The 26,912-nt window shown below is 67.6% G+C and carries 30 protein-coding genes; 15 read left to right on the top strand and 15 right to left on the bottom strand.

Going from position 1 to position 26,912, the window contains the following annotated elements:
- Positions 1–206 precede the first annotated feature (206 nt).
- The gene (locus ACZ3HL_RS37445; protein WP_465536182.1) at positions 207–794 is read right to left on the bottom strand and encodes a helix-turn-helix domain-containing protein; all 588 of its coding nucleotides are present in this window, start codon (positions 792–794) and stop codon (positions 207–209) included.
- Positions 795–854: 60 nt separating this feature from the next.
- On the opposite strand from ACZ3HL_RS37445, the gene ACZ3HL_RS37440 reads away from it, so the two are divergent.
- Entirely contained in the window at positions 855–1,859 is a 1,005-nt protein-coding gene (locus tag ACZ3HL_RS37440; protein ID WP_465411702.1) for an alpha/beta hydrolase family protein, read from the top strand.
- A 140-nt stretch (positions 1,860–1,999) separates the two neighbouring features.
- Here the strand turns inward: ACZ3HL_RS37440 and ACZ3HL_RS37435 are convergent, their stop codons facing one another.
- Positions 2,000–2,308: a hypothetical protein gene (locus tag ACZ3HL_RS37435; protein WP_465536180.1), complete on the bottom strand. Its 309-nt coding sequence runs from the start codon at positions 2,306–2,308 to the stop codon at positions 2,000–2,002.
- 457 nt (positions 2,309–2,765) lie between these two features.
- Here ACZ3HL_RS37435 and ACZ3HL_RS37430 point away from each other — a divergent pair, with 457 nt between their 5' ends.
- On the top strand, positions 2,766–3,710 hold the full coding sequence (locus ACZ3HL_RS37430) for an RNA-binding protein (RefSeq protein WP_465536178.1): 945 nt from the start codon (positions 2,766–2,768) through the stop codon (positions 3,708–3,710).
- A gap of 256 nt (positions 3,711–3,966) precedes the next feature.
- Positions 3,967–4,290, top strand: a complete 324-nt coding sequence (locus tag ACZ3HL_RS37425) for a hypothetical protein (RefSeq protein WP_465536177.1) — start codon at positions 3,967–3,969, stop codon at positions 4,288–4,290.
- Here the strand turns inward: ACZ3HL_RS37425 and ACZ3HL_RS37420 are convergent.
- Positions 4,287–5,351: a DUF6348 family protein gene (locus ACZ3HL_RS37420; RefSeq protein ID WP_465536175.1), complete on the bottom strand. Its 1,065-nt coding sequence runs from the start codon at positions 5,349–5,351 to the stop codon at positions 4,287–4,289. The genes ACZ3HL_RS37425 and ACZ3HL_RS37420 overlap by 4 nt on opposite strands.
- Positions 5,352–5,789: 438 nt before the next feature.
- Here ACZ3HL_RS37420 and ACZ3HL_RS37415 point away from each other — a divergent pair, with 438 nt between their 5' ends.
- Positions 5,790–5,942, top strand: a complete 153-nt coding sequence (locus ACZ3HL_RS37415) for a hypothetical protein (protein WP_465536173.1) — start codon at positions 5,790–5,792, stop codon at positions 5,940–5,942.
- A gap of 333 nt (positions 5,943–6,275) precedes the next feature.
- Positions 6,276–6,818: a YrhB domain-containing protein gene (locus ACZ3HL_RS37410; protein ID WP_465411706.1), complete on the top strand. Its 543-nt coding sequence runs from the start codon at positions 6,276–6,278 to the stop codon at positions 6,816–6,818.
- A gap of 175 nt (positions 6,819–6,993) precedes the next feature.
- On the opposite strand, the gene ACZ3HL_RS37405 is transcribed toward ACZ3HL_RS37410, so the two are convergent.
- Genes ACZ3HL_RS37405 through ACZ3HL_RS37385 form a run of 5 tightly spaced genes read right to left on the bottom strand, consistent with a single transcriptional unit; the run spans position 6,994 to position 9,476 of the window.
- Positions 6,994–7,590 (bottom strand): DUF3558 domain-containing protein, encoded by a 597-nt coding sequence (locus ACZ3HL_RS37405; protein WP_465536171.1) that lies wholly within the window; start codon positions 7,588–7,590, stop codon positions 6,994–6,996.
- Positions 7,587–8,318: a hypothetical protein gene (locus tag ACZ3HL_RS37400; RefSeq protein WP_465411708.1), complete on the bottom strand. Its 732-nt coding sequence runs from the start codon at positions 8,316–8,318 to the stop codon at positions 7,587–7,589. The genes ACZ3HL_RS37405 and ACZ3HL_RS37400 overlap by 4 nt, the downstream gene beginning before the upstream one ends.
- A complete protein-coding gene (locus ACZ3HL_RS37395) occupies positions 8,315–8,698 on the bottom strand; it encodes a hypothetical protein (RefSeq protein WP_340682540.1) in 384 nt (127 codons plus the stop codon). The genes ACZ3HL_RS37400 and ACZ3HL_RS37395 overlap by 4 nt, the downstream gene beginning before the upstream one ends.
- Positions 8,695–9,006, bottom strand: a complete 312-nt coding sequence (locus ACZ3HL_RS37390) for a hypothetical protein (RefSeq protein ID WP_465411709.1) — start codon at positions 9,004–9,006, stop codon at positions 8,695–8,697. Before ACZ3HL_RS37390 ends, ACZ3HL_RS37395 begins: the two co-directional genes overlap by 4 nt.
- Complete coding sequence (locus ACZ3HL_RS37385; protein WP_465411710.1) at positions 9,003–9,476, bottom strand: YbaB/EbfC family nucleoid-associated protein; 474 nt, start codon at positions 9,474–9,476, stop codon at positions 9,003–9,005. The genes ACZ3HL_RS37390 and ACZ3HL_RS37385 overlap by 4 nt, the downstream gene beginning before the upstream one ends.
- A 474-nt stretch (positions 9,477–9,950) precedes the next feature.
- On the opposite strand from ACZ3HL_RS37385, the gene ACZ3HL_RS37380 reads away from it, so the two are divergent.
- The 3 genes from ACZ3HL_RS37380 (at position 9,951) to ACZ3HL_RS37370 (ending at position 12,395) form a co-directional block, all read left to right on the top strand.
- Positions 9,951–10,898, top strand: a complete 948-nt coding sequence (locus ACZ3HL_RS37380; protein ID WP_465536169.1) for a cold-shock protein — start codon at positions 9,951–9,953, stop codon at positions 10,896–10,898.
- A gap of 642 nt (positions 10,899–11,540) precedes the next feature.
- On the top strand, positions 11,541–11,801 hold the full coding sequence (locus ACZ3HL_RS37375; RefSeq protein ID WP_465536167.1) for a hypothetical protein: 261 nt from the start codon (positions 11,541–11,543) through the stop codon (positions 11,799–11,801).
- Positions 11,802–11,894: 93 nt separating this feature from the next.
- Entirely contained in the window at positions 11,895–12,395 is a 501-nt protein-coding gene (locus ACZ3HL_RS37370; protein WP_465536165.1) for a phosphotransferase family protein, read from the top strand.
- Between the two features lie 348 nt (positions 12,396–12,743).
- On the opposite strand, the gene ACZ3HL_RS37365 is transcribed toward ACZ3HL_RS37370, so the two are convergent.
- From ACZ3HL_RS37365 to ACZ3HL_RS37355, 3 genes are all read right to left on the bottom strand, one after another.
- Positions 12,744–13,610, bottom strand: a complete 867-nt coding sequence (locus ACZ3HL_RS37365; RefSeq protein ID WP_465536164.1) for a hypothetical protein — start codon at positions 13,608–13,610, stop codon at positions 12,744–12,746.
- Positions 13,607–13,975, bottom strand: a complete 369-nt coding sequence (locus ACZ3HL_RS37360; RefSeq protein WP_465536162.1) for a hypothetical protein — start codon at positions 13,973–13,975, stop codon at positions 13,607–13,609. The genes ACZ3HL_RS37365 and ACZ3HL_RS37360 overlap by 4 nt, the downstream gene beginning before the upstream one ends.
- 570 nt (positions 13,976–14,545) lie before the next feature.
- Positions 14,546–15,145: a TetR/AcrR family transcriptional regulator gene (locus tag ACZ3HL_RS37355; RefSeq protein ID WP_465411726.1), complete on the bottom strand. Its 600-nt coding sequence runs from the start codon at positions 15,143–15,145 to the stop codon at positions 14,546–14,548.
- A gap of 93 nt (positions 15,146–15,238) precedes the next feature.
- On the opposite strand from ACZ3HL_RS37355, the gene ACZ3HL_RS37350 reads away from it, so the two are divergent.
- Entirely contained in the window at positions 15,239–16,729 is a 1,491-nt protein-coding gene (locus ACZ3HL_RS37350) for a carboxylesterase/lipase family protein (RefSeq protein ID WP_465536160.1), read from the top strand.
- 430 nt (positions 16,730–17,159) lie between these two features.
- Positions 17,160–18,110, top strand: a complete 951-nt coding sequence (locus ACZ3HL_RS37345) for a DUF3048 domain-containing protein (RefSeq protein ID WP_465536158.1) — start codon at positions 17,160–17,162, stop codon at positions 18,108–18,110.
- 198 nt (positions 18,111–18,308) lie between these two features.
- Here the strand turns inward: ACZ3HL_RS37345 and ACZ3HL_RS37340 are convergent, their stop codons facing one another.
- A complete protein-coding gene (locus ACZ3HL_RS37340) occupies positions 18,309–19,577 on the bottom strand; it encodes a vanadium-dependent haloperoxidase (RefSeq protein ID WP_465536156.1) in 1,269 nt (422 codons plus the stop codon).
- Between the two features lie 703 nt (positions 19,578–20,280).
- Positions 20,281–20,841: a peroxidase-related enzyme gene (locus ACZ3HL_RS37335; RefSeq protein ID WP_465411730.1), complete on the bottom strand. Its 561-nt coding sequence runs from the start codon at positions 20,839–20,841 to the stop codon at positions 20,281–20,283.
- 137 nt (positions 20,842–20,978) lie between these two features.
- Between ACZ3HL_RS37335 and ACZ3HL_RS37330 the strand changes: the two genes are divergently transcribed.
- From ACZ3HL_RS37330 to ACZ3HL_RS37315, 4 genes are all read left to right on the top strand, one after another.
- Positions 20,979–21,374: a BlaI/MecI/CopY family transcriptional regulator gene (locus ACZ3HL_RS37330; protein WP_465411731.1), complete on the top strand. Its 396-nt coding sequence runs from the start codon at positions 20,979–20,981 to the stop codon at positions 21,372–21,374.
- The gene (locus ACZ3HL_RS37325) at positions 21,371–22,312 is read left to right on the top strand and encodes a M56 family metallopeptidase (protein WP_465411732.1); all 942 of its coding nucleotides are present in this window, start codon (positions 21,371–21,373) and stop codon (positions 22,310–22,312) included. Before ACZ3HL_RS37330 ends, ACZ3HL_RS37325 begins: the two co-directional genes overlap by 4 nt.
- Positions 22,313–22,390: 78 nt before the next feature.
- Positions 22,391–23,122: a DsbA family protein gene (locus tag ACZ3HL_RS37320; protein WP_465536154.1), complete on the top strand. Its 732-nt coding sequence runs from the start codon at positions 22,391–22,393 to the stop codon at positions 23,120–23,122.
- Positions 23,119–23,946 (top strand): cytochrome c biogenesis CcdA family protein, encoded by an 828-nt coding sequence (locus tag ACZ3HL_RS37315; protein ID WP_465536152.1) that lies wholly within the window; start codon positions 23,119–23,121, stop codon positions 23,944–23,946. Before ACZ3HL_RS37320 ends, ACZ3HL_RS37315 begins: the two co-directional genes overlap by 4 nt.
- Before the next feature lie 129 nt (positions 23,947–24,075).
- Here ACZ3HL_RS37315 and ACZ3HL_RS37310 read toward each other — a convergent pair whose 3' ends face one another.
- On the bottom strand, positions 24,076–24,567 hold the full coding sequence (locus ACZ3HL_RS37310) for a hypothetical protein (protein ID WP_465536150.1): 492 nt from the start codon (positions 24,565–24,567) through the stop codon (positions 24,076–24,078).
- 323 nt (positions 24,568–24,890) lie between these two features.
- On the opposite strand from ACZ3HL_RS37310, the gene ACZ3HL_RS37305 reads away from it, so the two are divergent.
- A complete protein-coding gene (locus ACZ3HL_RS37305; RefSeq protein ID WP_465536148.1) occupies positions 24,891–25,487 on the top strand; it encodes a hypothetical protein in 597 nt (198 codons plus the stop codon).
- Positions 25,488–25,920: 433 nt separating this feature from the next.
- Here ACZ3HL_RS37305 and ACZ3HL_RS37300 read toward each other — a convergent pair whose 3' ends face one another.
- The gene (locus ACZ3HL_RS37300) at positions 25,921–26,895 is read right to left on the bottom strand and encodes a glycine betaine ABC transporter substrate-binding protein (RefSeq protein WP_465536146.1); all 975 of its coding nucleotides are present in this window, start codon (positions 26,893–26,895) and stop codon (positions 25,921–25,923) included.
- Positions 26,896–26,912 lie beyond the last annotated feature (17 nt).

Below are 26,912 nucleotides of genomic sequence, written 5' to 3'. Positions count from 1 at the left end.
CGAACACGTTGGCAGAGAACGATGAATACGCGAAGCTGTGCGCGTTCGCCCGCGCGAACGGCGCGCTACGTACTGCTGAACCCGTTGGGCAGTATGGGCCGCGGGGTCAAGTCTCGGGCAAAGCTGGCGAAGTCACCGTGTGCCCGTGCCTGGTGTCCGCCGCCCGGATCCCTCAGACCGTGAGACCCGCCGGCGGGTGATTCGTCTTACCGATCATGGGACAAATGTTCGTTTTCGGCCGCCTCGAGCTCCGACTGTGTGTCGATCCGGCCGCCGATCGGGAACAGGATCGGGCTCAGCAGATACTGTGCGCGATCGGGGGTCGGCGGATTCCGCAGACGCTTAAGGATCGCCGCACGCAGATCGTCGATCATGGCCGCGACCTCCTCAGGGGAAAGCCACACCGCATGCTGCCGATATCCGACCAGGTCGGCAGCAGGGTCGGCGTCTTCGCGATCGAGATAGGTGTTGAACTCGGCGAGCAGGGTGGCCATGGCAGCGGCGAAGATCGCGCGGTGCTCCTCGGGCGTTACCGCGGCGACCGCGTCGGCGTCGATGGTCGCGCGGTCCCGGCGCAGACGGTAGGTGCGTTCCACGGCGCCACGCACCCGGTGCTCGTCGGCGATCTCGAGAATGCCCGCGGTGGCGAGCAACTCGACGTGCCGATACACGGTTGCCTTCGACACGTCGGTCAGGCGTGCGCACAGCTGCGCGGTCGTGCGTGTCTGTCCGCCGGACAGAGCGTGCACGATCCGCAACCGTACCGGGTGCGCCAGCAGTTCCAGGGAATCCATGGAGCCTATGTTCTCACTTATGATACTGTTCTCAAAGTTGAGAATGTAAGGATGGTCGCTGTGGAGGACATCATGGATCCAGTCGAATCGGCCGTTGTGGACGTCGAGGCGTGGCAGCCGCCGGAGTATGCGGATCCGGCCATATTCGACGAGCATGGAGTGACTGTGGGATCGGGCCCGTTCGCCGTGCCGGGCACAGTCACCCTCCCGCACGGAAAGGGGCCTCATCCGGCGGCTGTGTTGCTCGCCGGCGGCGGACCGTTCGATCGGGATGGCACGGCAGGCCCGAACAAGAATCTGAAGGACATCGCGTGGGGTTTGGCCAGTCGTGGTGTGGCGGTGCTGCGTTTCGACAAGGTCACCTACGCGCACCGCGAACAGATCGCCGCCACACCGGAATTCACGCCGACCGAGGAATACGTTCCCCACGCTGTCGCGGGAATCGAGATCCTGCGTGGGCTGCCGACGGTCGACGATGAACGTGTCTTCGTGATCGGGCACAGCATGGGCGGCAAGTTCGCGCCGCGGGTGGCCGCCGCCGAACCCACGGTGGCCGGCGTTGTCGTCCTCGCCGGGGACACGGTGCCGATCCAGTGGTCGATGGTGCGCGTCATCAAACATCTGACGGAGGTCGATCCTGCGACCGCGGCGGTGCTACCCACCGTCGAGGCAGCCACCGAACACGCGAACCTGGTGGACAGCCCGGAACTTTCGCCTGCCACGCCCGCCGAGAAGCTACCGTTCGGGATGCCCGCACCGTACTGGCTGGACATGCGCGCCTACGACCCGGTGGCGGTCGCCGTGACGCTGGATCTGCCCATGCTCTTCATGCAGGGCGAGCGCGACTATCAGGTGACCGTCGACGGCGATCTGGCCGGATGGCGGGCCGGCCTGGCCGACCGCCCGGATGTCACGATCCGCATCTATGCGGCCGACGACCACATGTTCTTTCCCGGGACCGGACCGTCGATGCCCGAGGACTACACCCATCCGCACCATGTGGACCCCGAAGTCGTCGCCGACATCGCCGACTGGCTGACCTCGCGCCGACGGCAGGAGGCGTAACTACGCGCGCGGCCGATAACACCAAGACCGTCATCCAAACCACCTCAGTGTCCCGGGGGGCCAACTACCGGACTCACCTGGCCAATCGAAGCGCTCGGTCCCCCTGTCCGGCTGGGACCGGAACTACCTTCAGCGTGGAATCACGGCTTGTTTCTCAGGATGAGCTGCGGGAAGTGGCTGAGGCCGACCGGCTCCGCCTCCAGCCAAGGCAAGCACTCTGAGTTGCTCAACTGCAGCCAAACATTGGAATCGACCGCCAATGAACCCGCGCATACTCCAGCATCGATGCCGCACAGGGAAAAGCGGACCTCACCGAAGATCGTGTGCCCCATGCGCAGCTGGACAGCACCGATCCCTGCAGCCGTCGACGGCGGGAGCAGCACGAGCCGCAGTCCGTATTCGTCGACCTGGACTTCGGTGATCTGCCGTGACGGGGCGGGGTGGATCAACGCCCACACCCCGTCACGCCCGGGCAGGCCTCACATAGCCGTTCCGGCGCCCGGTAGTCCTGCGACCAGCTCTGCCGAACCCGCGCCACCGCGAGATCATGACCCTACGGACATCGTTTCGGCGCCCCAGAACCTGGTCGGGTCAGTACTTCCAGAGTCGTCCTGTAGGTTCTCTCCGCTCGTGACATGTCTATCTTGTTTGGCCTGGGATCAGTCTCAAACTCTTGGCATTTCCTGCATGGGGCCTGACGGCTGCGGTGGCCGGGCCGCGGGGCTGGTACAGCCGCCTGGCCTGATGGTCCTCATCGCGGCGTGCGAGCACGGAAACACAGCTGAGTCGAGGTCACCGCGTTGTCACCCCAGGACTTTGCTGTTTATCGGCTCGCAGTCGCCGTGGTGACCCGGCTAGCGTGACCACGTCGATCATCCGCGATTCCGAAGGACGCCCCAGCCGATCATGAGCACGTCGTACGTCTACCGGATCACCAAGTACGACCCAGTCGATCGCGACGACAGGGGTGCGTACCGAGGGACCGAGGACGTGTCGAGCGACCACGGTCCGGTGGAGGCCGCCTACCTTGCCGCGGTGACAGCCTTCGCCGAAGACACCGGCGTGACCATGATGACCATCCGCGACCCCGAGGTCAGCGGATTCGTCCACTTCGGAGTAGAGCCACCCGTCGACGGCCACGGACTGCACGGACTGTTCCCACCCGACCTCACCGGCTATCACGACGGCGCACAGATCACCCTGGACGTCGGACGTGAACTGGTACGCGCCATGCTGCGCGACAACGGCGCGTGGTGCCGCCTCGAAGCCGAAGACCGGTTCTTCGTCCACGTCGGCTGGGACCAATACATGTTCATCGGAAGCGACCAACCGTGCGGACACGCGATCGCGCTGACGACCGCGAGCGGTTTGTTCGTCGAACCGCTGGACGGTTCGCCTTACGCCCCGGACGAGGACGAACCGTATGAATCGCGTCCGGCGGACGCGGCGTTCTGGGGCGAGGTGGCGGCACTCATGGCACAGCGCGGCAGGGTCCTGCTGCAAGAGCAGGTCGTCGCCAACCACTCCCGCTGGCATCGGCTCACCGGCGACGCCGTGCCCGACCTCGGTCCACGCGCCCTGCTGAACGTGTGGCCGGACCTACCCACCGACGTTCCAGCAGTGCTACGAGCAATGTCCCCGGACTTCACCGGCTTGGCCGTCCTGGAACACGCGGACGGCAGCATCCACGGCTTTTACGTCGACAGCGACGACCAAGCGGGCCTGGCCGACGCGTTCGCGGGCGCACGCGCGGCCATCCTCCTGCCGCTCACCACCGCGGACCACAACCCGCTGCTCGTGGCCGTGCGACCGGACGACGACGGGATCGTCCGCGCCCGCTGGCCCATCTGAACCCGCGGCCGACGAACCAGCAGCCCGCCCCGCCCGCCTCTCGTCACAACCCTGCGGTCACCAGCACCCCGGGTGTCCTGACGTCGGCATGAGCGGGAAGTCACGGAAAGCGCTCCTCGCGGCATGAGAGTGCGTTGGCGCACAGTGGCACGCCTTGCGGGTCTGACCAGTGTCAAACGGCCGATGCCCGGTAGAGGTCGAGGATGTCGGTCTCGCGGGACTCCCAGACGTCGTAGAGCGCTGCGGGGTCGTCATCGTGTTCGCGCACAAACTCGAACTCGCTGAGGGTGCACGGGAGCAGGGTTACGAAGCGCAGCGCAGGCTCGCTTCGATCGTCGTGGTAGAGGTCGAACTCCTTGTCGGCGAACGGGTGTGGGGCGGCGAGCAGGAACGCGATGCCGGTGCCAGGGATGAGGGGTTCGGCGTTGACGTAACGGGGGCGCCGGCACCGCTCATCGCCGTGTGGCTGGTCGAAAAGCAAGGCCCCACGGCGGTCGTGCTGTATCTCGTGGCCACGATCGCCGTCACCGTCCTCGCACTGCTCCTCAGCGCCGAAACCCGTGGGTCGGAACTGAACTAGGCATCAGTGGGCACCAGCAGCCCGAACACCCGCGTCGCGACCCGTCCCTCGGCAATCAGTGCCGGGTGGTCCACCACCACTGCCTCGCCGCCGGACCACGGCCGGCTGTCCAAGAGGACTTCGTTGTTCAGCAACGCCCCGTCGTTGTGCGCGACGAACAACCGGAGCCCGTGCACCCTCCGGCTGAGTTTCTCCGCGCGCAACGCTTCCAGCAGCCGGTCGAGCAGCGGCTCGACGGAAGGAACGGTCTCGGCGAACAGGGTGCTCTGCGCGCCCAGTACCAGCTCGAAAGTCCCGTCCGGATGGTCGTATCGCTCGCGCTCGACCTGATCGGCCGCGGCGCCGGGAAGCAGCAACCCGTCGACGATCGGATGTAACGCCCCGAGGCGGAAACTGTCCACCGCACGGCCGATCGCCTCACGCCAAGTGGTGCCGTACCCGGCGAAGCTTTCGACCAGCCACTGCTCGGCCAGCGCGGGATGCGACACGGCGAAGTCAACCTGAGCCATCACCGTGCCTTCCGGGGCGGGGTGGACGACGAGTTTCGTGTCGACCCGAGTGTCATCACCCAACGAGACCCCGTGCTCGCGAAGGAAGGCCTCGAATATCGCTTGCGGTGAAGGCACACCTCCGTCGCCCTCGACGGCCGGTTCCAGATCCTTGAACAACACGGGTTCGGCGAGTGCCAGGTCCGCGAGTTGCGACCCGGCGTTCAGCGCCTCGTTGATCACGGCGAACGTGCTGCTGCGGAACGCGATCCGCTCGAATTCCGCACGGTTCGCGTACTGGGCGCGCTCGTACGCCGCGACGAAAACGGGCTCCTGCGCGAGGAGGACCTGCCCGCGGGAGTCGCGCACGGCGTCCGGATACGTCACGTCCGGCAGCAACCGCCGGACGTAGGCCATCGGCAGGAAGACCAGCAGCCGCTCGGCCAGCCACGGCTCGACGCCCGCGCGGGTCAGCCGTTCCCAGAACACGTCGTCGCTCGGCGGTTCTTCGCCCGCGCAGAATGCGGCGATCCCGATTTCGAGCGCGGCATCGAGCCCCCATGATGCGATCACCGCTGAAGTCTAGGGGAGGAACGAGGGGCCCGGTTCACTCCAGCCCTCGACGACGGCCGCGATGGTCTTGGTGGTCGCCTCCCCCACGTCCGCGCTGACGACATGCCCGGCCCGGGGAGGACGTGTTCGACCACGCCTTCGGCCTTCGCCCTGCGGGGCATCGCGGTCACGATATTGCCGGTACGGTCGTCTTCACTGCGGATGAGGGCGAGCGGAACGGGTGTGCGATACGCCGGATCCGGGTCGACGAGCGAGACGGTGGCCCGCCAGACGTCGAAGAAGACCCGCTTGGGCATCCACGCGAAAGTCGCCTCGAATTCAGCGACCCCCTCCGGGGTCACGGCCGAGGCGCGGACCATGAGCCCAGGCAGCCGCCCGGCGGGGATGAGCGCCAGTGAGGGCCCGGCGAGTTCAGCAGACACCGTTCGGCGGCTCACCGTGACCACTGAAACCTGGGACGGACCGCCGGAGCCTGACCTCGATTCCTGGGAGGACGTGGCCGAAGTCTCGGTCACCTGGCCTGCCGGCCCGATCGCGGTCTGCGGGACGGACGCGGACGACACCGTCGACATCCCCATCGCCCTTCCCTAGCCTCGGACGGCAACTATCGCGTACGGGACTCGGTGCGCCACCGCGACGCAGGCGAAGACCGCGGCCCGGACGCCCTACAGGAACAGCACCTGATCCAAATCTGGCCGGAAACACCGCGCCAGGACGAACTCCTGAAAGCTACCGACAACACCGGCGCACTCTGGCGCGCCCACTACCCCACAGGAAGCAGGGCAGCACAATGTGCGCGCCATCCCGCTGTCACAACGACGAGGACTTTGGCGACCGTGAACCATTTGTCTCCCTGCGTCGGAACGCATCCTGCTTGTCTAGCTCCTCGTGCTACCCGCGAGGCGTCTCCTCTAGCCTGGTGCTGTGGTGTCCAAGGAATGGGCTGTCAAGATCGTAGAGCGGCATGTGACCGGGTGGGCGGTGCACGGGCCGGAGATGGTGATCACAAAGGTCAGTCCGCACCGGCTTGGTTGGGTGGTGTACAGCCAAAGCGAGCGCTACCTGCGCACCGGCAAGATCACGGACGCAGTGGTGGGCCACGGACCATTCCTCGTCGATGCGGTGGACGGCAGTCTCCACGGACTGCATGCGACCGCTGATCTCGAGCAGGGCGAGTGGATCGGAGAGTATCTCGAGCAGGTCCGCGGGATCGAACGTCACGATCCTCTGCGAGCACGCCTCACCGCGCTGACCGATCGCGGCCGACGGTTCGACGCGCTCCGACTCGTGCGAGCATCCGCCCCCGACCTCAGCGTGCAAGAAGCTCGAGATTACGTCGAGGCTGTCGCGGCCCGTATGTCGGTACCGGAGCACATTCACTCACTCCTGCCTCGAACACGGACCGGTCGAAGGGTGTGTTGGCGTTTGTCTGGGCCGAATCCTGAGCCAGCAACGTGCATCCCTTGATTCCGTATCCGCTGCTGACGCGGTTGACGACAAAGGGGCACGCCCTGTTAGACGCAGCTCATGTCGGGCACACGATCAAGCAGACGTCACAGGCCCTCACCAGAGCAGGCAGGTGATGCAGTCGGCTTGCGTTGTCGTCCGGCCACAGCGATTCCACCGGGCCGTGGCTTCTCGGTCAGCTTCGGAGGTTGTCGATGACGAACTCGGCGATCTTCTTGACCGCACCGCAGGGATCGGCTTGCCACGGACCGGCTTCCGGCTTTCCCCACGTGTTGGCTTTGATGTGTACCAACGTGTTGTCGTCGACACCGAGAGCCAGCCTGCACGCCAATGGCCCCTGGTCCCGCCTGCTCGGGATGTTCTCTTTGATTTCCACGATCACGGCCGGGTAGCCGTTGATCGTGACCTCTTCCCAGTGGTTGCCGGTATCGCGACCTAGGGCACGATCGCTGTACAACGTGCGGATGCTCTCCCGCAGCGGCGGAAACCACGATGTGGTCACGTCTACCGACGGGCCGAGCACGATCAGGCATTGGCCATCCCGGGTCTGCTCATGCCTGCCCTCACCGAAGCCGATGCTCTGCAGCTGCTCCACCGTGATCGCCGAGCACGGATCGGCGATGAACTTGGCGCCGTTCAAGGGCGCCGGGATCGACGGAGCCGCCACCGACGGTTCGGGTGGCGGAGGTGGCGGGCTCGTTCCGCAGCCGGACAGCACCACCATGCCGCCGGCCATCAAGGTGGCGAGCCATCGGGCCAGACGTCGTGTCACGAAGGATCGGCTCCCGGCTTGATCCGCCAGCGACGGGGTTCTCCCACCACCTCGACACTCGTGCCGACATCCGGGATCTTGGGGAAGTTCGTTTCGATGACCGTCAGCTCGAAGCCGCTCCCGATCAGCGCCTCGACAGAAGTGATCATGCCGGAGATGAGCGCGATGCAGTCACTCCAGAACTTCTCGAAAGCCGAGTTGACCGCGTCCACGAAATCCTTCACCGCAAGAACCGCAAGCGGCGGAAGAGCTGTAGACGCGAGCAGGATTCCGAACTTGCCGGCCAGCGCCGACAGGTTGGACGCACAGTTGCCGAGCGCGACCAACAGGTTCTTATAGGTAGCGATCACCGTTGTCGCGACCGTGCTCATCGTTTTGGTCAGGCTCGCGATGGAGACCTGGCCCTTGTTCAAGCCATCGACGACCATCCCCGAGTACATCGAGAACTGATCGTAGGCATCCCCATGCCAGGCGGCCGCTAGCGAAAGCTTGGCGTCATTGACGACTTCAGCCGCTTCCTTTAGCGCACTCTCCCGGGCGAACGCCTCTGCCAGTCTCAACGTCTTTTTCAGGTCGCCGGCGACGAACACGCGGAGCTTGTCGAGCAGTCCGATGATCCCGTTCGCGCCGATCAGGTTCGCATACTCCCGGATCTTCTGATCCGCGGCCTCCGGATAGCTCATGGTGGCGAGATCCGCGGCGGCCTGGCCCGGGTCGGGGGTGGTCACTTGATCTCACCCTCCAGCTTTTTCATCCGCTCATACGCTTCCTGATCCAGCTGCTCATAATGGTTCGCGGCCTTGCCCAACGCCGCGCTCAGCACAGCCAGCTGGGTCGAATTCTCGGCCGTGATCCGCTGAATCGCGTCGATGGCCGCGTTGTACCTGTCCACCGTCCCCATCCCGTTAAGCCCCGGCATGATGTTCGTGACCGTTCCCGGCAAACCAAGGTCGTACGGGCCGAGCGCGACATCCGCCAAGTCCACCACCGCGAAGTCCTGCAGCAGCCCCGCGGCGTCCGCGATCGCGTCGGCCGCGGCCCGCAGCTTCTCCGGATAGACGTGATACCCCTGGCCGGCCCCAGGGTCGAACGGATCCGGAAGACTCATACCAGCCGCTCCTCATCCCGAACGGCCGCGATCGCCGCGTCATATCGCCGGGCCGCGGTCTCCTCGGCCTGTTGGATCCCCAGGAGCAGCTGACGAGACAAACTCGGCGCGCTGTAGGCCTTCATCGCGGCTACGTCCACCTGCAGGTCGACCAATTCTCCGGCCCCGGTCACCGTCACCGACCCTAGGTCACCGGGCAACGCCCACGTGACACGATCCCGCGCCGCGGCCACCGAGGCATGCTCGACCGCGGCCACGGTCGCGTCGATCTCTCTCGCGAGGTGATACAGCTCGTCCTCGTAGCTCACCAGCGATCCCGCCCCTCATCCTCGAGACCCTCGTCCAGGAAGTCGAGCTGATCGAAACTCTCCTCCTCGACCTCATCAGTAACTCGGCGAACTGCGCGCGACTCGGCTGCCGTCCCAGCTTTGGGCGCAGGCGGCGGAACAGAGTCGTCCCGACGATCGGTCACCGATCCGCGGCCCGGTTCGGGAACCCATTCCTGGCCCTTGTCCACCACCGCGCGCATCTTGACGACGCCGACCTGCGCGGCCGCACGCCGAGCCGCCGACACCGCCTCCAGCACCGCGGGCCCCAACCGCTGCGGATGCGTACTCCGGATCACATGATCCGCGATCGTCAGATCCACCAGCCTGCCCTGACCGGACACCACCGCCGACGCGACACCGTCAGCAGACCGCCCGGTAAACCGGGCCTGCTCCAGCTCAGCATCAAGCTCACCAGCCTGCTGCCGCAGCTTGGCCACATTCAACGACACGCCGGCCTCCCCTCCCCGTCGCCGACTTCTCTCCTGCTAGCCGCCCCTACGGCCCGACCGCCACACGATGATCAACACACGAGCGTGACCGGTCGAGCGGCCAGCGTAGTCGAACCCGCTTGTCGGTGTCCCGTTGTTCCCATCACCCCTCCCGGACACGCTCAACGATCCGATCGCCGGTGGCCCGCTGCTCCGCGTCGCACTCAGTTGCACTAACGCCTAGGCCGGGCGCGCTCCGGAAAGTGGCTATCGGCCGGTCCGCACATGCTGGCGGGACGTGCCCAGCCCACCCCTCTCGGCTTCTTCGTCCCGGACCTCGACGCTAAGACCTGGTCTCAAACTCGGCGTGTCGCTAGGTGAACCAACGGCCCGCCCCTGGCTCCGCACCGCCCGCCTGTGGGCCCGGCCCGACGGACCGGAGGTCTGTCAGGGAGACTGGGGGTCACTGCCCGCCCTCTCGACCTGGAGCTTTTGATGCCGCAAGGGACTGTCCGTTGGTTCGACGCCGAACGGGGTTTCGGCTTCCTCGCGCCCGAGGACGGCTCGCCGGACGTGTTCGTGCACGCCTCCGAGATCGTCGGGGACGGCGGCGCGAAAGTGCTCCGCGAGGGTCAGGCCGTCGTGTTCGAGGTCGGCGAGAACGACCGCGGGCCCCAGGCGCTGCGCGTTCGCGTCACCGCCGATGCGGCCGCCGGCAGCGCCGTGGGCCTGCTCGGCACCGTCAACTGGTACGAGCCGGGCAAGGGGTACGGCTTCGCGTCGCCGGACGGCGGCGGCGCCGACATCTTCGTGCACAGCTCCGCCATCGTGACCGGCGGCGTGGTCACCGAGGGGCAGCGGGTGGCCTTCCTGATCGTCGAAGGCGAGCGCGGCCCGCAGGCCGGGCACGTGATCCCGCTGGGAGCAGGGGCCGGCTCACCCGCTGCGGCCGGTATCGCGGACGGTGCCGACGGCACGGTGGCCTGGTACGACGAGGACAAGGGCTTCGGCTTCATCAACCCCGACTCCGGCGCCGGGGACGTCTTCGTTCACGCCCGGGCCCTGACCGAGGGGCTGACGTGGCTCGCGGAGGGCGACCGCGTCGCCTACGAAGTGACTAGTGGAGACAAGGGCCCGCAGGCCCGCGACGTGCACCTGGTCCGGGGCGCCGAGCCCCAGGCGGCGCCGCAGCGGCCGGCACCTGCCGCGGCCGCAGGGCCCGCGACGCGGGACGTGCCCGTACGAGGCGGCGAGGGCGTCGTCGCGCGCTACGACGACGACCGCGGCTTCGGCTTCATCACCCCGGACGCAGGCGGCGACGATCTCTTCGCCCACGCGTCCGTGATCATGGGGTCGGAGCCACTGCAGAAGGGTGACCGGGTCCGGTACGCGGTGCGTCAGAGCGACCGGGGCCCGCAGGCCGACCGCATCGAACGCCTCTGAAGAGGCGGCCCCACCGATCGCTGATCACTTCCCGACGAGAGTGCTCGTTCATCCCCGTCGATGGTGCCGTCAGCAACGCGGCTGCAGCCACACTCCGGCCAAGGGCTCCTGGATCCGCGCTGGGCAGCAGGTCTGCTTGATCGGCGACTCGGGGCACCGGCAAAAGTCACCTGCTGATCGGGTTGGGCACCGCCGCGGCTGAGGCCGGTTCAAAGTCCGCTACGTCACCGCCGCCACGCTGGTCCACGAGCTCGTCGAAGCGGCCGATGACAAACACTGTCCAAGACCATCGCCCGCTACGCCCGCGTCGGCCTGCTCTGCCTCGACGAGCTGGGGTATTTGGAGCGGGACCGACGCGGCGCGGAGCTGCTGTTCCAGGTCTTCACCGAGCGTGAGGACGCTCGAGCATCGCCATCGCGAGCAACTCCGCGTTCAGTGAATGGGCCCGCACCCTTCACCGACCCGCGGGCTCTGCGCCGCGATCGTCGATCGCTTGACATTCGACCGTCCATCAGCCAAACCGGCACCGAGTCGTTCCGGCTGCGGACCACCAAACGCCGACGCACAACCGCGCCAGCTGACAACGTCCGCCTGATCGCCGTGTCATCGTGGTCGCTCGATATCAGGCGCGACACGGGGGGCGTGATCACGGTGCGCGAGCTGTCCGAGAAGGTCCAGCGCTGGGTGAGCCACGCGGTGGGAGGCGGCGCCCAAGTGGCCGCAGCCACCGGCCTACGGCAGGGAGCCAATCCGTGGTTGTTGACGTTCGAACCGGGTGGCCGCGTCGACGCGGCCGTGCTGCGACTCGGGGACCCACTGATCCCGACCACCGCCAGCGGTTCGCCACCGAGGTCGCGGCACTGCAAGTCGCCGGGGAACACCAGTTACCCGCGGCCCGCCTGATCGCCACAGATCTCGACGGTTCCGCGGCAGGTGTGCTGGCGGTGCTGATCACCGTCCTGCCCGGGCACAGCCGCCGCACTGCAAGCAGTCCCGTTGGCGCCTCGGACTGCCCTCCCGAGGCGGACCCGCTCGATCGAGGACGTCGACTTCGCCGCCCAACGCCGGGAAAAAGGCACCACTCCACTGCTGACTGCTGCGGAACAACGCCTGGAACAGCTTCCCGCGCCCACCGGGCCGACAGTCTTCGTGCATGGCGACCTGTGGTTCGGGAACACCCTCTGGTCCGGTGACCACTGCACAGGCCTGGTCGACTGGGACTGCGCCAGCGCCGGATCGCCGGGAATCGACCTCAGCGGTGCACGCTTCGACGCGGCCCTGATGTTCGGACTACCCGCCACCGAGCAGGTCCTGAAGGGGTGGGAGCGCGCCACCGGCCGACGAGCAGAACAGCTCGCTTACTGGGATGTCGTCGCGGCGTTAGGCACCTGGCCGACATGGCGTTCTGCGTTCCGGCGCTCCACGACCAGGGCCGATCAGACCTCGACGCCGACCTTCTCGGGCAACGGCGGGACGCATTCCTCACCACCGCACTGAGCCGGCTCGACGCCGACGATCAGTAGCCAGCGGCCGGGGACCGGCACCGGTCACAGATGACCCAAGCATCCCGGGAGTCAGGGCAGCACGAACGGTCCCCAAGATCCCCTGTCGGGCTCCATGCCGACCGAGCCTGCAACTCAGCTGCCGGGGCCAATTCGACTTTCCGAAATCATTTCCCGACATCGCCCGCTGACGATCGCACCGGCGGTCCCCAGCCGCGGGTCGAGGAGGTCGTGAAACCCCGACTGGCGCGGAACAAGCTCCCGCCACGTCCGAGGTAGCCCCGGGCAGGCTCAACCACGACGAACGCCACGGCAACCCACTAATCCAGCTGCCGGTGCAGCACTAGCTCACGTCGACGTTCAGTTGCGGAGGGTCGCGTAGTTCGTCGTCGACCTTGTCCAAACGGCTGGTCAATTGGTTGATCGCAGCGCGGGCATCGTCACAGATTCCGTTGGCGGCCACCAGATACGAATCGCAGATCTCCCAGTAATTGCTGCCGCCGATCGCCGCAGGATCCTTCGTCCGCTGCGCGCCTTGCACAGCCTCGGCCAGCACCTTGTCCAGCCCAAGGACCTTGTCGGCAGCGAACGGGAACTTGCCCAGCACCCAATCGCCGATGACCTTGTACAGCGTCAGGCCGAGCTGTTCGAACTCGGGGTCGGTGAACGTTTTGGCCTGCAGCGCACCGACGAACTGTTTCATGACCTTGACCATGTCGGCCCGCGCTTGCTCGAAGATCTGGGAGTAGGCGATGAGGCACTGCCCCAGCTTGCCGACTGCCAGAATGTAGGGCTCGGTGTAGTTCGCCAGTTCTTCGCGATATGTCTGCACGCCGACCGCGACGTCGCCTTCCCATCTACCGAGGGCCGCACCGAGCGCGCTGTCGAGGTTGTTGAGCACGTCGATGCTGGGATCGGCGTCACCGGCTGATTTGTAGCGCAGCTCGTCGATGGTCTGCCATGCCTGATGCATGACCTTGAGCTGCTGCTGCGCGATCACGTCGGACGGATAGAAGAACCGCTCGAACGGATAGTTGACCCACCGATCTGGGTGCGGGCCGGTGGGGCCGTAGTCATGGAGCAGCCAATCCACCCAGCCGGCGACCCACCGAGCCCAGCCGGCGAGCTCGCCACACTGGTCCTCGTACCGGTCGAACTGCGGATAGTACCCCGGCGGGCGGTCTGGCCAGTACGGTGGCTGTCCCATCATCGACCCCCGTCCATCCACGGCTCGCCAATGCGCCGGAGTCGCTCACTCGCGGCGGCTTCGGTCTCGGCATAGAGCTTCGATGCCGTCTGCAGGCCACCTTGCAGCCGCCGAGCCGTGTCGACGAAGCTGTCATTATGTGAAATGAGAGTATCGAAGATTTCGTTGAACTTGACGTCGAAGCGCTCGCAGGCGTGAAAGAACACCCCGGCGTCGCCGTAATCGCCGAGTAAGACAGAATTCCCCTCGATCACGGCCTGCGCGCGCTTCACAGCCGTACCGTGCGATTCGAAATGGGCAACGGCCTCGCTCGCCCGTTGGGCGGCGTGTTTGACCAGTTCAGGGTCGACCTCGAAACCTTGCGCCACCGTCCCCTCCTTTACCCCTGCTCAAGCAGTAGACACAGACCCCTGAAATCGTTCTAAGACGGTACTACGGCTCCCGGCATCTGCGAGGGACTTTAGGGAAACTCTCCGCGGAACGTCCCGGCGTCGAGTCATCGAGCCGAACCACAGGTTGCTCGTCGACCACTGCTCACTCACCGAGAGTGCTGTTGATCTACTCGGCCTATATTCAACGCAACAACTGTCTGGCCACCGCTCAATCCGTTTCGTCTCGCATAAAGAACCTCTGACCAAGACACGGCCTGAGGCAACGCACCACTCCGCCGTAAGCGCATCTGGCGTTTGAGCATCTTGATCCGGTTGACGTGGCCTTCGACCGCTCCGGAGTTCCAGGGCAGGGTGGGCCCAGCGGTGACCGCGGGCAGGTCCGGCAGGAGGCCGGCGGCGAGGTGCAACCTGGGCAGGTCGTCGGGCTGGATGTCGTTGATCCACGAGGGAAGGCGTTCGCCCGGAGTCGGATCAGCATGTCCGCGAAGGACCGGACGTGGCGGGCCTGGAGCCGATCTTGGCGCCACATGCCCCGTGCCCGGGGGCTCAGGTACTCCTGAACAGCCGGTCCAGCTGCACGTCGATCGCGGCGAGCGCGTCCTGGGGCTTGATCACGTCGAGTTCGATCAGGGAGGTGAAGCCGGTGAGGGCGAGGAGCAGGTTGGTCTCGGTCGCCGGGTCGCGGCCGGAGTCGATGTGCCCGTCGGCGATCGCCTGGCGGACCAGCTGCTCGACGAGGGCCCGCCCTTGGACGAGGCCGCGGCGCGCCTGTTCGTGCACGGCCTCGTCGTGCAGCGCCTCCAGGACGTAGGCGGCGCTCATCCGGCTGGTCGCGCGGGCGTCGGCATGCAGGGGGAGCATTTCCGCGAGCGTCAGTCGCAGCACGTCACGGGGGTGCGGCCGGTCACCGAGCTTTTCGAGCCCCTGCTGTACGCGCACCGAGGTCTGCTCGGACGCGAAATCCATGGCGAAGGAGAGCATGGCGGTCCGGGAAGCGAAATAGTGCTGCAGCTGCCCGAGTGACATGCCCGCCTCCTGCGCCACCACGCGCATCGTCAGCTGAGTGACGCCGCGCTGCTCCACCACCCGCCACAGTGCGCGGGCGATCGCTTCGCGGCGTCCGCGGTGATCCACCTGCTTCGGCATCGCCGGCCCCTCCTACCCCGGAACTGTTCCAATACAGTTGACATAATACACCTGACCTATAACCCTGGGATGCACTCCAGGGAGGGAATCGTCATGTCCGAACAGCCAAAGGTACGAACAACGGACGGCGTGGTGCAGGGGCTCTGGCGGCAGGGGCACGCGGTGTTCCGCGGCATCCCCTACGCCCAGCCCCCGGTCGGAGCGCTCCGCTTCGCCGCGCCCGAGCCGCCGCACCGCTGGGAGGGGACGAGGCAGGCGGTCGAGTTCGGCCCCGTGGTGCCACTGTCCCTGCCGATCGACGTGCCCCCGCAGGGCACCGACTGGCTGACGCTCAACGTCGGCACCCCGGATCCCGGCGCGGCGGGTCTGCCGGTGCTGGTGTGGATCCCCGTGGGCGGCTACCTGTCGGCGGCGTCGAGCGACCCGATGTACGACCCGGCGGCGCTGGCCGAGGCGGGAGTCGTCGTGGTGACCATCAACTGCCGCGTGGGTGCGGAGGGATTCGCGTTCCTCGACGACGTGCCGCCCAACCGCGGATTCCTCGACCAGATCGCGGCACTGGAGTGGGTGCAGCGCAACATCGCCGCCTTCGGAGGCGACCCCGGCCGGGTCACCGTGGGCGGGGTGTCCGCCGGGGCGGGCTCGGTCGCCGCGCTGCTGACGATGAAGTCCGCGCGCGGCCTGTTCCGGCGGGCCATCGCCCATTCGGTGCCGGGGCTGCACAGCACCCCCGCACTGGCACGGCAGGTCACCGCCGCGTTCGCGGACCGGCTCGGCGCGGCGGCCCCCACCGCCGAGGCCCTGCGCGACCTCGACCCATGGCACCTGGCCGCCGAACTCACCTCCTTCAACGCCGGCCTCCACGCACACCGTGAGAGCTGGGGACGCCTCACGGAGACCGGCACCGCGCTCTGCCCCGTCGTCGACGGCGAGGTCCTCCCGGAAACGCCCTGGCCCGCGCTGACCGGCGGACGCGCGAGCGGGACCGAACTGCTCGTCGGCCACACCCGGGACGAATTCCGGTACTTCAGCGTCATGAGCGGACGGTACGGCACCTTCACCGAGGAGGACGCCCACGCAGCCCTGGAACTGCACGCCCCGCAGCCGGGCGGCACGCGGGCCTACCGTGCCGCGTTCCCGCAGGCGGGCCCGGAGGAGCTGGTGGAGGCGGTGTACTCCGACGCCCTCTTCCGCATGCCGTCACAGAAGCTGGCCGAGGCGAACACCGAGGCCGGCGGAACCTCGTACCTGTTCGAACTGTGCTGGGCTGCCCCGGCCCTCGGCGGCATCCTGGGCGCCTGCCACAGCCTCGACGTGCCACTGGCGTTCGGCACGCTGGACAGCCCCGTCGGCACCCAGCTCATCGGTGAGGAGCCCAGTCCCGAAGCCGTTGCGCTCTCCCACGAACTTCAGGAGGCATGGGTCCGCTTCGTCAGCACCGGCGACGCGGGCTGGTCCGCCCACCGGCCCGGCGGGCACCTCACCCGCGTCCTGGACACCGAGTCGAAGACTCTGCCCTACCCCGAGCAGGCATCCCGCCAGATCTGGGAAGGCCTCTCCCCCGCCCCCTTCGATCTCTCGTGATCCAGCCCAGTTGACGGCTATCGCGTGATCTTCGTGCCGACGGGCGACCCTGTCGCCGAACCTTGAGCCACACCTTCGGTTCGAATGCGACGCACGTCGATGTCAGGAAGTCGTCGGTCCCGCGCTCCGTGACCGCTGGAGCCGGGCCAGGTCGATTCCTGTCTCAGGAACACGGCGGACTGTACGGCAGCTCAGCCGGCACGGGCTTGTCCCACATCTCGCGAGGAAGCCTTCTCCCGTACCACGCCCCCAAGGCTCCGAGTGCACCACGGCGTTCCGCACAAGCAGGGTCCGCGGGATCGGCCCTGTTGCGGCCCGGGGACCGCGCTGATGTGCTGGTTCCCGACGAACCATGCGGCTCCGGAGCATCGTTACCGGTCTGGCCCCAGGTGCCGTCGTCGAGCCGGATGCGGGAAAGGGGCCGATCTTCGTGAAGAAGTCCTGGTGGATCGCGTCGACGGCGGGGGCATTGGTGGTCGTCGCGGCGGCGGTCTTGATCGTGCGAGAACTGTCCGGTCCGGCGAACGGGACCGACCCGGCTCCGCCGTCCAGCGAAGCCGCCTCCCCCGATCGGCGGGCGGTACTGGCCGTCAAGGTCGACAACGTGGCCGCCGCCCGGCCGCAGACCGGTCTGAGTGCCGCCGACCTCGTGTACGTGGAACCCGTCGAGGGCGGGCTGACCCGGCTGCTCGCGCTCTACCGGGGCCGCCCGCCCGCGGTGATCGGCCCGGTGCGCAGTGCGCGAGCCACCGACCTCGGCCTGCTGGCCCAGTACGGCCGACCCGCCCTCGCCTATTCGGGCGCCGCACCCGAGCTGTTGCCGTCTCTGCGTTCGGCCTCACTGACGAGTGCTTCGCCCGCGGAAATCCCGGACGCGTACTTCCGCGACGACTCCCGGCCGTCACCGCACAATTTCTACCTTCGCCCGCATCAGGTCCCCGACGGCGAGGCTGCGCCCGAAGGTGCGTTTCCCGCGGCGGGCGCAGCACCGGGCTCGGGTGCGGCGGCCACCACCGCGGCGATCCGCTATCCGGCGGCCGCTTTCACCTTCACCTGGTCCCCAGAGACAGGCAGATACCTGATCGGCCTGGACGGGACGCCGATGACCACAGTGGACAGTGGCAGGCTCGGCGCGGCGACGATCGTCGAACAGCGGGTCGCCGTCCGCCTCGGCGAACGCGGGGAGACCGGGACGGTTCCCAACTCCCCCATCGCGCAGACGGTCGGCAGCGGGCAGGCGAGGGTGTGGCGGGACGGACAGCGTTTCGACGCCACTTGGGAGCGTGCGACGGCGACCGCGCCAACCCGGTTCACCACCGTGTCCGGGCAGCCGCTTCCGGTGTCCGACGGTCCTTTGTGGATTCTGCTCGTTCCCGCCTGAACGGCGCGGCGGGTCAGCCCGTCCGCAGCGTTGCCCCGGTCCGCCGACGGGTGCGAACAGGATCGCCGAGTCAAGGGTTAGGGCGACGGTTCGGCGGCCTGGGCGTGCCGCTACAAGCCAGGCTGACCGTGTGACGGCAGGGGCCCAGGTTCATGCTTTGCCGTTGTCCCGGGTCGCAGAGTTCCCGATACGGTAGGCCTATTCGCCCGGTCTTCCCAGGTCGGTCGTCGTTCGGCCGAAGGCGTGGTCGAGGACGCGGCGGGCAACGGTGGTGCCGAGTTGATGCCCGTCCTTGGTGGCGAAGCGGTAGTGCACTCCGGCCCAGATCCTGGCCTGGTTCAGTTCTGCCAAGGCCTGGGAGAGGCTGTGGTAGTGGCGGGTAGTGCCGGAGTCGATGCTGTGCGCGCTGAAGGACAGGTCGTCGCGGCCGAAGAACTTGCGCAAGGCTGTCGTGGTGGCAGCGGTGAAGCAGGCGTGCCCTGACGGGTATTCCGCTGACGGCGCGGTGATCCGCAGTGGGGTCCAGGCTGGATCGGCGTCGGTGGCAGGGTTGCCGTCGGTATCGGCGAGCGGGATCGCTGTCACCGGGCGCCAGAAGCTCCAGCGCTTCTTCTCCTTGTAGCAGGCGATAAGCGCGTCGGCGGTGGCCAGGTCCACCATTGCGAACAGGCGGGCTGTCTGGAGGGTGCCGAGCCGGTGGGTCGTGGCGAGCTGGCGTTTGATCGGCCATTCCACCAATCGCGGGTCGTCCCACCAGACAGCCGCTTCGGTCTGGTCGGGTGTACGCGTCGTGCTGGTAGCCGAGCCGAGGGCCTTGACCTCATTCAGGTCGCGGGCGTAGGCGGCGCCGTTCAGGGCCGGCGGCCCGGGGGTGCGGTAGCGGTCGGGGTTGACGATGAACGGCTTCAGGGTGGCGAACCAGGCGCCGACCTGGAGGAAGCCTGGCGGGGTTGGCCGCCACTGGCCCGGCGCGGTGCCGACGGGCCAGGTCGCGTCGGAGAATGCACCGTCGTTGCGCCGGGCATTGATCATCGCCGTGGCGGTGCTCTGGCCTACAGCGATGCCACCGCGCTTGGAATGGCCGTCGGGGATCACGGCGAGCGACTCCTCGTACCGCGTGCGCAGGGAGTCGGCCTGGGCGGGAAACAGCCATACGAGCGTGCGGTAGGCCGCAGTGGCGACGGCCGCCGAAGTCGAGTCACCGGGCCGGCTGCGAGGGGCGATCAGGTACGGCTCATACGGGGTGCCGGCGATCGCGTTGACCGCGTCGTACACCGCGCCTTGCGCTATCGCGAAGCTGCGGGTGGCCGCGGTCGGCGACTGACGGGCGACCTCGTAGATGGCGTTCTGGGCATGGAGGTTCCAGGCGATGACGGCATTGGACCGAGGGCTGCTCGTGACGGCCTGCCGGGCCTGTGCCGCGGTGGCCGTGAATACCACCGGCACGGTCACGGAAAGCACGGTCATGAGAGTCAATCCGCACAGTCCGCGGAATTTTCCAGGCTCTCGAATACGACGGGTCATGGGATCCCCAGAGGCTGATCGGTGCCAGTTGCAACGAAAGTTCCAGTATCCAACCGCGGTGAGCCATGGGCAACAACCCTTGCCGAGTAAGCACATAGTCCGAATGCTGTCCGGGCGACCATTCGAGACGAAAACTTGCCGCGGACGAATCTCGCCGAAATGTCATATATGACCCTGCATGAAATTACGAATTCGGCCGTGAGGCACTACACGAGACAGCAGTATCGCGGTTCAGGCAGGGGTTTGACGCGTTCCCCGAATGAGAAGCGAAGAGGACGGCGCGACGTGCTCGCGTGGGCGCAGAGCCGAATGGGGAAGACTGGGACTCGGTCTGGATGCCAAGGCTCGTTCGCGCTGGTCGCGTGATCTAGAGCGAGGCGGTGAGGTGCTTCTCAACAGGTCCAGCAAAGGGTTGGTCGCGGCCGGCCGCTTCTTCCTTGCGGCACTGGCCACAGGAATGGCGCCGGCGAGCCCCATCGGCGACTGAGAACGGCGGCGACCACGCATCCGCGGAACAGCGCGGTTCCTGGAAGCGCAGTAAAGGACTCCAGCCTGACGACGGGGATCCGCGCGGTGTCTCCGGGCGCGTCCACCGATACTGGAGCAAGGGCACGCCAAGCGCTGAGCCCGTGGACGGAGGGAGGTCTCAGCGGCCCATCGAGTAGAACTCGGCGTTGGGTTTCAGGGCGGTGAGATGGGCGAGGCGGTTCGATGCGGCGAAGAACGCGGTGATGGCCCCGACATCCCAGATCTCGTCGTCGGTGAGTCCCGCCGCGCGGGCCTTGTCGATGTCCTTCTGGCCGAAGAGTTCCGGTTCGCGGGTCAGGGCGAGCGCCACGTCGACGATCGCGCGCTCGCGGCCGTCCAGTTCCGCTCCCCACGGGTTGGTGGCCACTCGATCGGCCAGCTCCGTGTCCTTGGACCGCACACGCAAGATCGCGCCGTGCGCGACCACACAGTAGACACAGTGGTTCGCCCCGGACGTGGCCACCACCACCAGCTCGCGCTCTGCCTTGCTGAGCCCGTCCGGCTTCGCCATGAGCACGTCGTGGTAGTCGAGGAACGCGCGGAGTTCGTCCGGCCGATGCCCGAGAGCCCGGAAGATGTTCGGGACGAAGCCGGACTTCTCGGCTATCACCCCGATGCGCTCGCGAAGATCCTCAGGCAGGTCTTCGGCCTCGACGACACCGAATCGGCTTTCAGCCATGATTCCTCCTTGGGTGTGGGGACCAGGGTACGAAGGTTCACTGGGTGGCCTCGAACGCGGTCCAGCGCCCACCCGCGAGCTTCGCCACGCAGGAGGCGACGTATCGGCACCGCGAGGTCCTGTGGTAGATCAAAGGGATGGCCAGTCTCGGTGATTTGGAGAGCCGGATCATGGCGGTGCTGTGGGATACCGACGCGCCGCTGACGGTGCGGGAGGTTCACGCGTCGCTGCAGGCCGAGCGCACTCTGGCCTACACGACGGTGATGACCGTCCTCGACAATCTGCACACGAAGGAATGGGTCGTGCGCGAGCGCGACGGCCGCGCGTGGTCGTACCGCCCGGCTCGCGCGCGGGAGGAGGCCGGTGCCCAGATGCTGCGGGACCTGCTGACCTCGTTGGGTGACCCGCGGGGTGTGCTGATGAGCTTCGCCCGCGACATGAGCTCCGAGGAGTCCGCGTTCCTGCGCCAGGCCCTCGACGAGACCGGCACGGAAGAGTCCGGCCGTCCGCGGCGGAAGCCGAAGCGGTCATGACGCTCGCCGTCGGCCTGCTGCTCGCCTCGGTGGTGATTTCCGCCGGAGCACCGCGGTATCTGCGTCCCGGCAGTACGCCGCGGGTCCACCCGTCTCTGTCGCTGTGTGCCTGGCTGGTCGCGGCGCTCGCCATGTTCGGGAGCGCGCTCGCGGCGACCGTGATCCTGCTGAGCCCGGATCCGGCGGTTCCCGACGGGGCGTTCGGGCTCGCCACCGCCTGCTGGCAGGCGATCGGGGAATCCGCCTTCCCCTGGCTGCTGCTCACCCGGCTGGTCACGGGGGTCACGGTGCTGGCGCTGCTCCTCCGCCTATCCGGCGTCCTGGCCTCCGATCTGATCACCGGAGGACGACGGCGGCGCGACCACGCGACCAGTCTCCGCGCCGTCGCGCGCGTGACCGACGGCGTCTGGTGGGTGGACAGTGACCTGCCCGTGGCGTTCTCGGTCGGCGAGTACCGACGTGGTGTCATCGTGGCCTCCACTGCCGTGGAGCACCTCGGGAAGGACATCACCGAAGCGGTACTCGCCCACGAGCGAGCACATCTGCGCGGGCACCACCACCTCGCGCTCACCCTGGCCAACGCGATGGCCCGCGCGCTGCCCTGGATACCCCTGTGCCGCGCGGCCCCGGCCGCGGTGTCGGTCCTCTGCGAACTGGCGGCCGACGCCGCCGCCGTCAAGGCCTGCGGCCGCAACGCGGTCTCCCAGGCCTTGCGGCAGATGGCAGGCGGAGCTTCTCCGCCGGGCGTCGTCGGCTTCGGGGCACACATGCAGGCACGGCTCTCCTGGCTGAACCGACGACGCTCGTCGTTGCTCCGCAACAGCGGGCCGATTTCGCGCGGGCTCGCCGGGACCGCGGCACTCGTCCCGCCGATGGCCTCGGCCGCGCTCGCCATCACCTCGATCACGGTCCTCTGCCTGAGCCGCACCGGTGGCTGACCCCCGCCCGGGCGCCCGGCCCATCGTCTACTAAGTTCTTAGTAGTAACTACTAACGACTTAGTAGAGAGGTCGCGGAATGGCACGGGGAAACAGCGGCGCGCGACGGAGCCAGGGCGTTCCGAACCTGCTCATCGTCCTGGCGCTGGTGGCCGCCTTGGCCGGGCTCGTCATCTACGCGGCCACATCCTCGAGCACCACGACCGGCGCTCCGGCCGCCACCGCCACCTCGGCCGCCAAGCCACCCCTGGGTCCTCTCGGTGACCTCGCGCGCCGGACGCCGGGCGACCCCCTCGCCGTCGGCCGCGCGGACGCCCCCGTGACCATGGTGATCTTCTCGGACTACCGCTGCCCCTTCTGCGCGAAGTTCAGCCGGGACACCGAACCCACGCTGAGGACGAAGTACGTCGACACGGGAAAACTCCGCATGGAGTGGCGCGACTTCCCCATCTTCGGTGACCAATCCGTGCAGGCGGCCTTGGCCGCACGCGCGGCGGGCCGTCAAGGAAGATTCTGGGAATTCAACCGCGCGCTCTACGCCGCGGCACCCGACAAAGGACATCCGGATCTGCCTCCGGACCGGCTGCTCGCCTTCGCCCGCGAGGCGGGTGTTCCCGATCTCGCGCGTTTCCAGCAGGACACGAAATCCCCGGCATTGCTCCAAGAAGTGCGGAACGATCTCAACGAAGGGTCTTCGCTGGGGGTGACCAGCACACCCGCCTTCTCGGTCAACGGCCATCCGATGCTGGGCGCGCAACCCGTGGAGCTGTTCGAGCAACGGATCGAGCAGTCGCTGGCGGGCCTTTCGTGACCGGGGTCAGCCTGCTCACCGCGTTCCTGGGCGGGCTCCTGTCCCTGGTGAGTCCTTGCGCGGCGCTCCTGCTGCCGTCGTTCTTCGCCTACGCGTTCACGAACGTCGGCACCCTGCTGTCGCGTACCGCCGCGTTCCTGGCCGGGTTGCTGGTCGTCCTCGTGCCGCTGGGTGCGGGCGTGGCCGCCATCGGCGAGCTCCTCACGCGCTACCGCGACATCGCCACGACGGCAGGCGGCGCCCTGCTGGTCCTTTTCGGCCTCATGACGATTCTCGGCCTCGGGTTCGGGAGCGCGACGGCGGGCCGGATCACCGGAAGGCTGCGGATCTCCAGCACCGTGTCGGTCTTCGCCCTCGGGACCGTGTACGGGCTGGCCGGGTTCTGCTCCGGCCCGCTGCTCGGCGGCATCCTGACCGTCGCCGCGGTCGGCGCGCAGCCTCTTTACGGAGCCGCGCTGCTGGGCGTGTACGCCGTCGGCATGGCCGCTCCCTTGTTCCTGCTGGCGCTGCTGTGGGACCGCTTCGACCTGTCCTCGCGACGCTGGCTCCGAGGCAGGGAACTGAGGATCGGCCCCCTGCGGACCCAGTCGACGTCGCTGCTGTCCGGCCTGCTGTTCCTCGCCGTCGGGATCCTCTTCCTGGCGACCGACGGCACCGCCGCGGTCGGCGGCGCGCTCGGTGTCGACCGGCAATTCGAGGCACAGCAAGCGATCCAGCACACGCTGGGACCGATCCCCGACGTCGTGGTGGCACTCGTGCTGGTGGTCGTCGTCCTGTCGGCGATCCTGCTGCGCCGCGCACTGCGGCAACGAAGCCGTGGCTGATCACGACATCACCGCGCTCGACGACCCGGCGGACCGCTCTTGAGCCAGGTGAAGACCGCGACGCTACGCAGTTGAGCGGAGAACCGCTTTGGGGGCCTCCCCTGCCGACCGGCGGCGCCGGGCGCGCGCTCAGACTCCGCCGCCGCCCGACAGCGGGGACACGTTGAAGCTGAAGTAGCTCTTGTGGGACTCCGACCGGCTCCCGGAATCGTCCGGCGGGAAGATGGCGTCGATGAACAGGCCGCCGCCACAATTGGGTTCGGAGAACAGGTTGAGCACCGACGACTTTGTCCGGTTCGCCAGGTAGCTTGCCTGCTCCCCGAGCAAGCCATGGACGTTGTAGCAGACACGCGGTTTCAGATCGTGGATGGTGACCGGGATCGGCACCGTCGGTGCCGACCAGATGGCGCGGTCGCCGGTCGGATGCGCGTTCGCGCTCCCGGCCGTGGCGGTCAGCAATACGGCGGACACGCCCAGCGCACCCACACCGGACAGAACATGGCGGACGACCATCACGGAACCCTCCCAGAACAGCTTGATCCTGCCCGGAATGCTGCCAGACGCCCCCGTCTGCCGGAAGGCCGCCTTCACCGCGCGCCGCGGCGCCAGGTAATGCGCCAAGGTGGCGCCATAGAGCTGAGCACGAGGGCAACCATGCCTGCTTTCGCCTCCGCCGCTACCGTTCCGACGTCGTGGTCGAGGTAAGCGCGCTGTCGAAAGGCTCCCGGAATACCGCCGGCAGGCTCACCGCCTCCCGCAGTGACAAGGCTGCGACCTCCACCGGCGGGTGCCGGTCGGTCCAGCCGTGGTCCTCGCGCCGCCGTGTCACGGCGAGCCAGTCCGACGTCAGCCTGGCGCCGAAGCACAGCGAGCTGATGCCGCAACACCAAGAGCTCCAATCCAGTAGGCAACCCTTAGCCACGGCCCACGTACAGTGGCGCCCCATGCCCAGCAAAAGACCCCCGGTCGGCCTCTTCGTAGTGGCCAGCGTCCTCGTACTGGCCGCGTGCGACGGCTCTGCCGCGCCGGACGCCACCGGCCTCGACCCCGCGAAGTGCGCCGACCCGAATTTCACCAGTGCCCACACGGACTTTTGCGTCGACAACGCCTCCGTGCCGGAGACCCCGGCAGTCGAAGCCGCCACCTTGTCCAACGGCTTGAAGGTCCGGATCAGCTCCGCGAAGTCCGAGACCGTGGATTCGAAAGGCTATGACTCCGGCCCGACCGAGAGCGTCCTGGTCACCATCACTACCGAGATCACGAATACCGGCAGCACGACGTTCGTCTTCCCCACGACGAAGGGCACTGTCCGTGCAGAGTTGCTCTACGGCCGCAACCACGCCAAGGCGACGAACTCGGCCGTTCGGAAGGGCGACTCCACCGACCTGCCGGAGCAGCTGGTCGCGGGCAGATCGGTAACGATGACGTCGACCTTCACGATGCGCGCCGGGGGCGCGGACAACGTCGTCTTCCGGTTCAATCCTGACAACACCGCCGCAAGCGACGTCACCTTCACGAACGTCCAGACCTTGTACAAGTAGCGCCCGCGCGCCATCCGGCTCCGTCGTGCGATTCTGGGAGAACAGTGGAACCCTGCGGGTGGACGCCGAGACCGACCACGGTTTCGCCTACATCGCGCTCGACTTCACCGCGCCGTCCGGACCCCTGCAAGCCGGAACCTACGGCCACGCGGAGGGAGTTCACGATCGACCACATCGAACGCGGCACCGACGGCCTCGTCGCTCTCGACGCCAGGTTCGAGCAGCGCTGTGGCAGCCCCACGTCACCTGCTCTGCGGGGCGAGGTCCACTACCGGCGCTGAGCCGGATTCGACAGGGCGTTTGCTCCACCGGCGTGTTCGGGCACGCCACACCGAATCGGGCCGGGTCCATTGTGGACCTCACCGAGACCGGCCTGCTCACTCGCAGGCCGGTCAAGCGGGGCCGCCACGAGTCGACCGTTCAAGTGCGCGGTTCAGCTGATGAAGCCCGCCGACTTGAGCCAGTCGTGGGCGACCGTGGCGGGCTTCTGGCCGTCGACGCTGACCTTCTTGTTCAGGTCCGTGAGCGTCGCGGTGTCGAGCTTCGCGGCGATCGGCGTGAAGACTTCTTCCAGCTGCGGGTATTTCTGGGCGAGCGGAGTGGCGATCGTGATCGCGGGGTTGTACGTCGGGAAGAAGTGCTTGTCGTCCTCGAGCACGGTGAGGTGCTGCCCGGCCACGCGCCCGTCGGTGGAAGCGACCGAGCCGAAGCCGCACGGGTCCCCCTTGCCGACGCTCGGGTAGACGACGGCGTCGTTGAGCAGGTGCACGTGCGGGTCGGGCAGCGTGAACCCGTAGGTCTTCGCCAGGCCGGGGAACCCGTCGTCCCGGCTCTTGAACTCCGGCCCCATACAGGTCGAGGCAGCGGCCGGGTCCCGCTTCACCAGGGCCGCGTAGTCGGACAGCGTTTTGACGCCGGTCCTGGCCAGTGTCGCCGGATTGCCGGCGAGGGCGTAGGTGTCGTTGGCGGGCGAGCGTGCCCACCAGGTGACGCCGTTGGCGACGTCGGCTTGCTTGACCGCGTCGTACTGCGCCTGCGGGTCGCTGATCGGCTTGGTCTGGTTGAGATAGCTGATCCAGGCGGTGCCGGTGTATTCCCAGTACAGGTCGACCGCGCCACTGGTGAGCGCCTGGCGGACGTTGCTCGAGCCGGTGATGTTGGTCTTGTCCTGCGGGCTCGCCCCGGCCGCCTGCAGTGCGACGAGGGCGATCTGGCCGAGCAGCAGCTGCTCGTCGAACTCCTTGGAGCTGACCCGGAGCTGGACACCGTTCAGCGCGTCGATCTTCTTGATGGAGCCCGCGCCCACCTGCGCGCCGGTCTCGTCCTTGCCGATCGTGCAGCCGGCCGCGAGCGCCGCTGTCGCGACGAGCGCGAGCACGGCGGCGGTCGTGCGCTGGAGCATCCGCATGGGTTGGTCCTCCTTGA

It is taken from the genome of Amycolatopsis sp. NPDC000009 (assembly GCF_055563465.1).
The sequence above is the reverse complement of the archived record's forward strand: the minus strand, read 5'-3'. Positions and strand labels throughout refer to the sequence as shown.

Bases quoted from the DNA above. Each gene is read 5' to 3' on its own strand.
- ACZ3HL_RS37430 (WP_465536178.1), top strand. From the start codon at position 2,766: ATGAGCACGTCGTACGTCTACCGGATCACCAAGTACGACCCAGTCGAT.
- ACZ3HL_RS37355 (WP_465411726.1), bottom strand. From the start codon at position 15,145: ATGCCGAAGCAGGTGGATCACCGCGGACGCCGCGAAGCGATCGCCCGC.
- ACZ3HL_RS37340 (WP_465536156.1), bottom strand. From the start codon at position 19,577: ATGACCGTGCTTTCCGTGACCGTGCCGGTGGTATTCACGGCCACCGCG.
- ACZ3HL_RS37325 (WP_465411732.1), top strand. From the start codon at position 21,371: ATGACGCTCGCCGTCGGCCTGCTGCTCGCCTCGGTGGTGATTTCCGCC.
- ACZ3HL_RS37300 (WP_465536146.1), bottom strand. From the start codon at position 26,895: ATGCGGATGCTCCAGCGCACGACCGCCGCCGTGCTCGCGCTCGTCGCG.
- ACZ3HL_RS37365 (WP_465536164.1), bottom strand. From the start codon at position 13,610: ATGATGGGACAGCCACCGTACTGGCCAGACCGCCCGCCGGGGTACTAT.
- ACZ3HL_RS37380 (WP_465536169.1), top strand. From the start codon at position 9,951: ATGCCGCAAGGGACTGTCCGTTGGTTCGACGCCGAACGGGGTTTCGGC.
- ACZ3HL_RS37330 (WP_465411731.1), top strand. From the start codon at position 20,979: ATGGCCAGTCTCGGTGATTTGGAGAGCCGGATCATGGCGGTGCTGTGG.
- ACZ3HL_RS37395 (WP_340682540.1), bottom strand. From the start codon at position 8,698: ATGAGTCTTCCGGATCCGTTCGACCCTGGGGCCGGCCAGGGGTATCAC.
- ACZ3HL_RS37305 (WP_465536148.1), top strand. From the start codon at position 24,891: ATGCCCAGCAAAAGACCCCCGGTCGGCCTCTTCGTAGTGGCCAGCGTC.
- ACZ3HL_RS37320 (WP_465536154.1), top strand. From the start codon at position 22,391: ATGGCACGGGGAAACAGCGGCGCGCGACGGAGCCAGGGCGTTCCGAAC.
- ACZ3HL_RS37335 (WP_465411730.1), bottom strand. From the start codon at position 20,841: ATGGCTGAAAGCCGATTCGGTGTCGTCGAGGCCGAAGACCTGCCTGAG.
- ACZ3HL_RS37445 (WP_465536182.1), bottom strand. From the start codon at position 794: ATGGATTCCCTGGAACTGCTGGCGCACCCGGTACGGTTGCGGATCGTG.
- ACZ3HL_RS37350 (WP_465536160.1), top strand. From the start codon at position 15,239: ATGTCCGAACAGCCAAAGGTACGAACAACGGACGGCGTGGTGCAGGGG.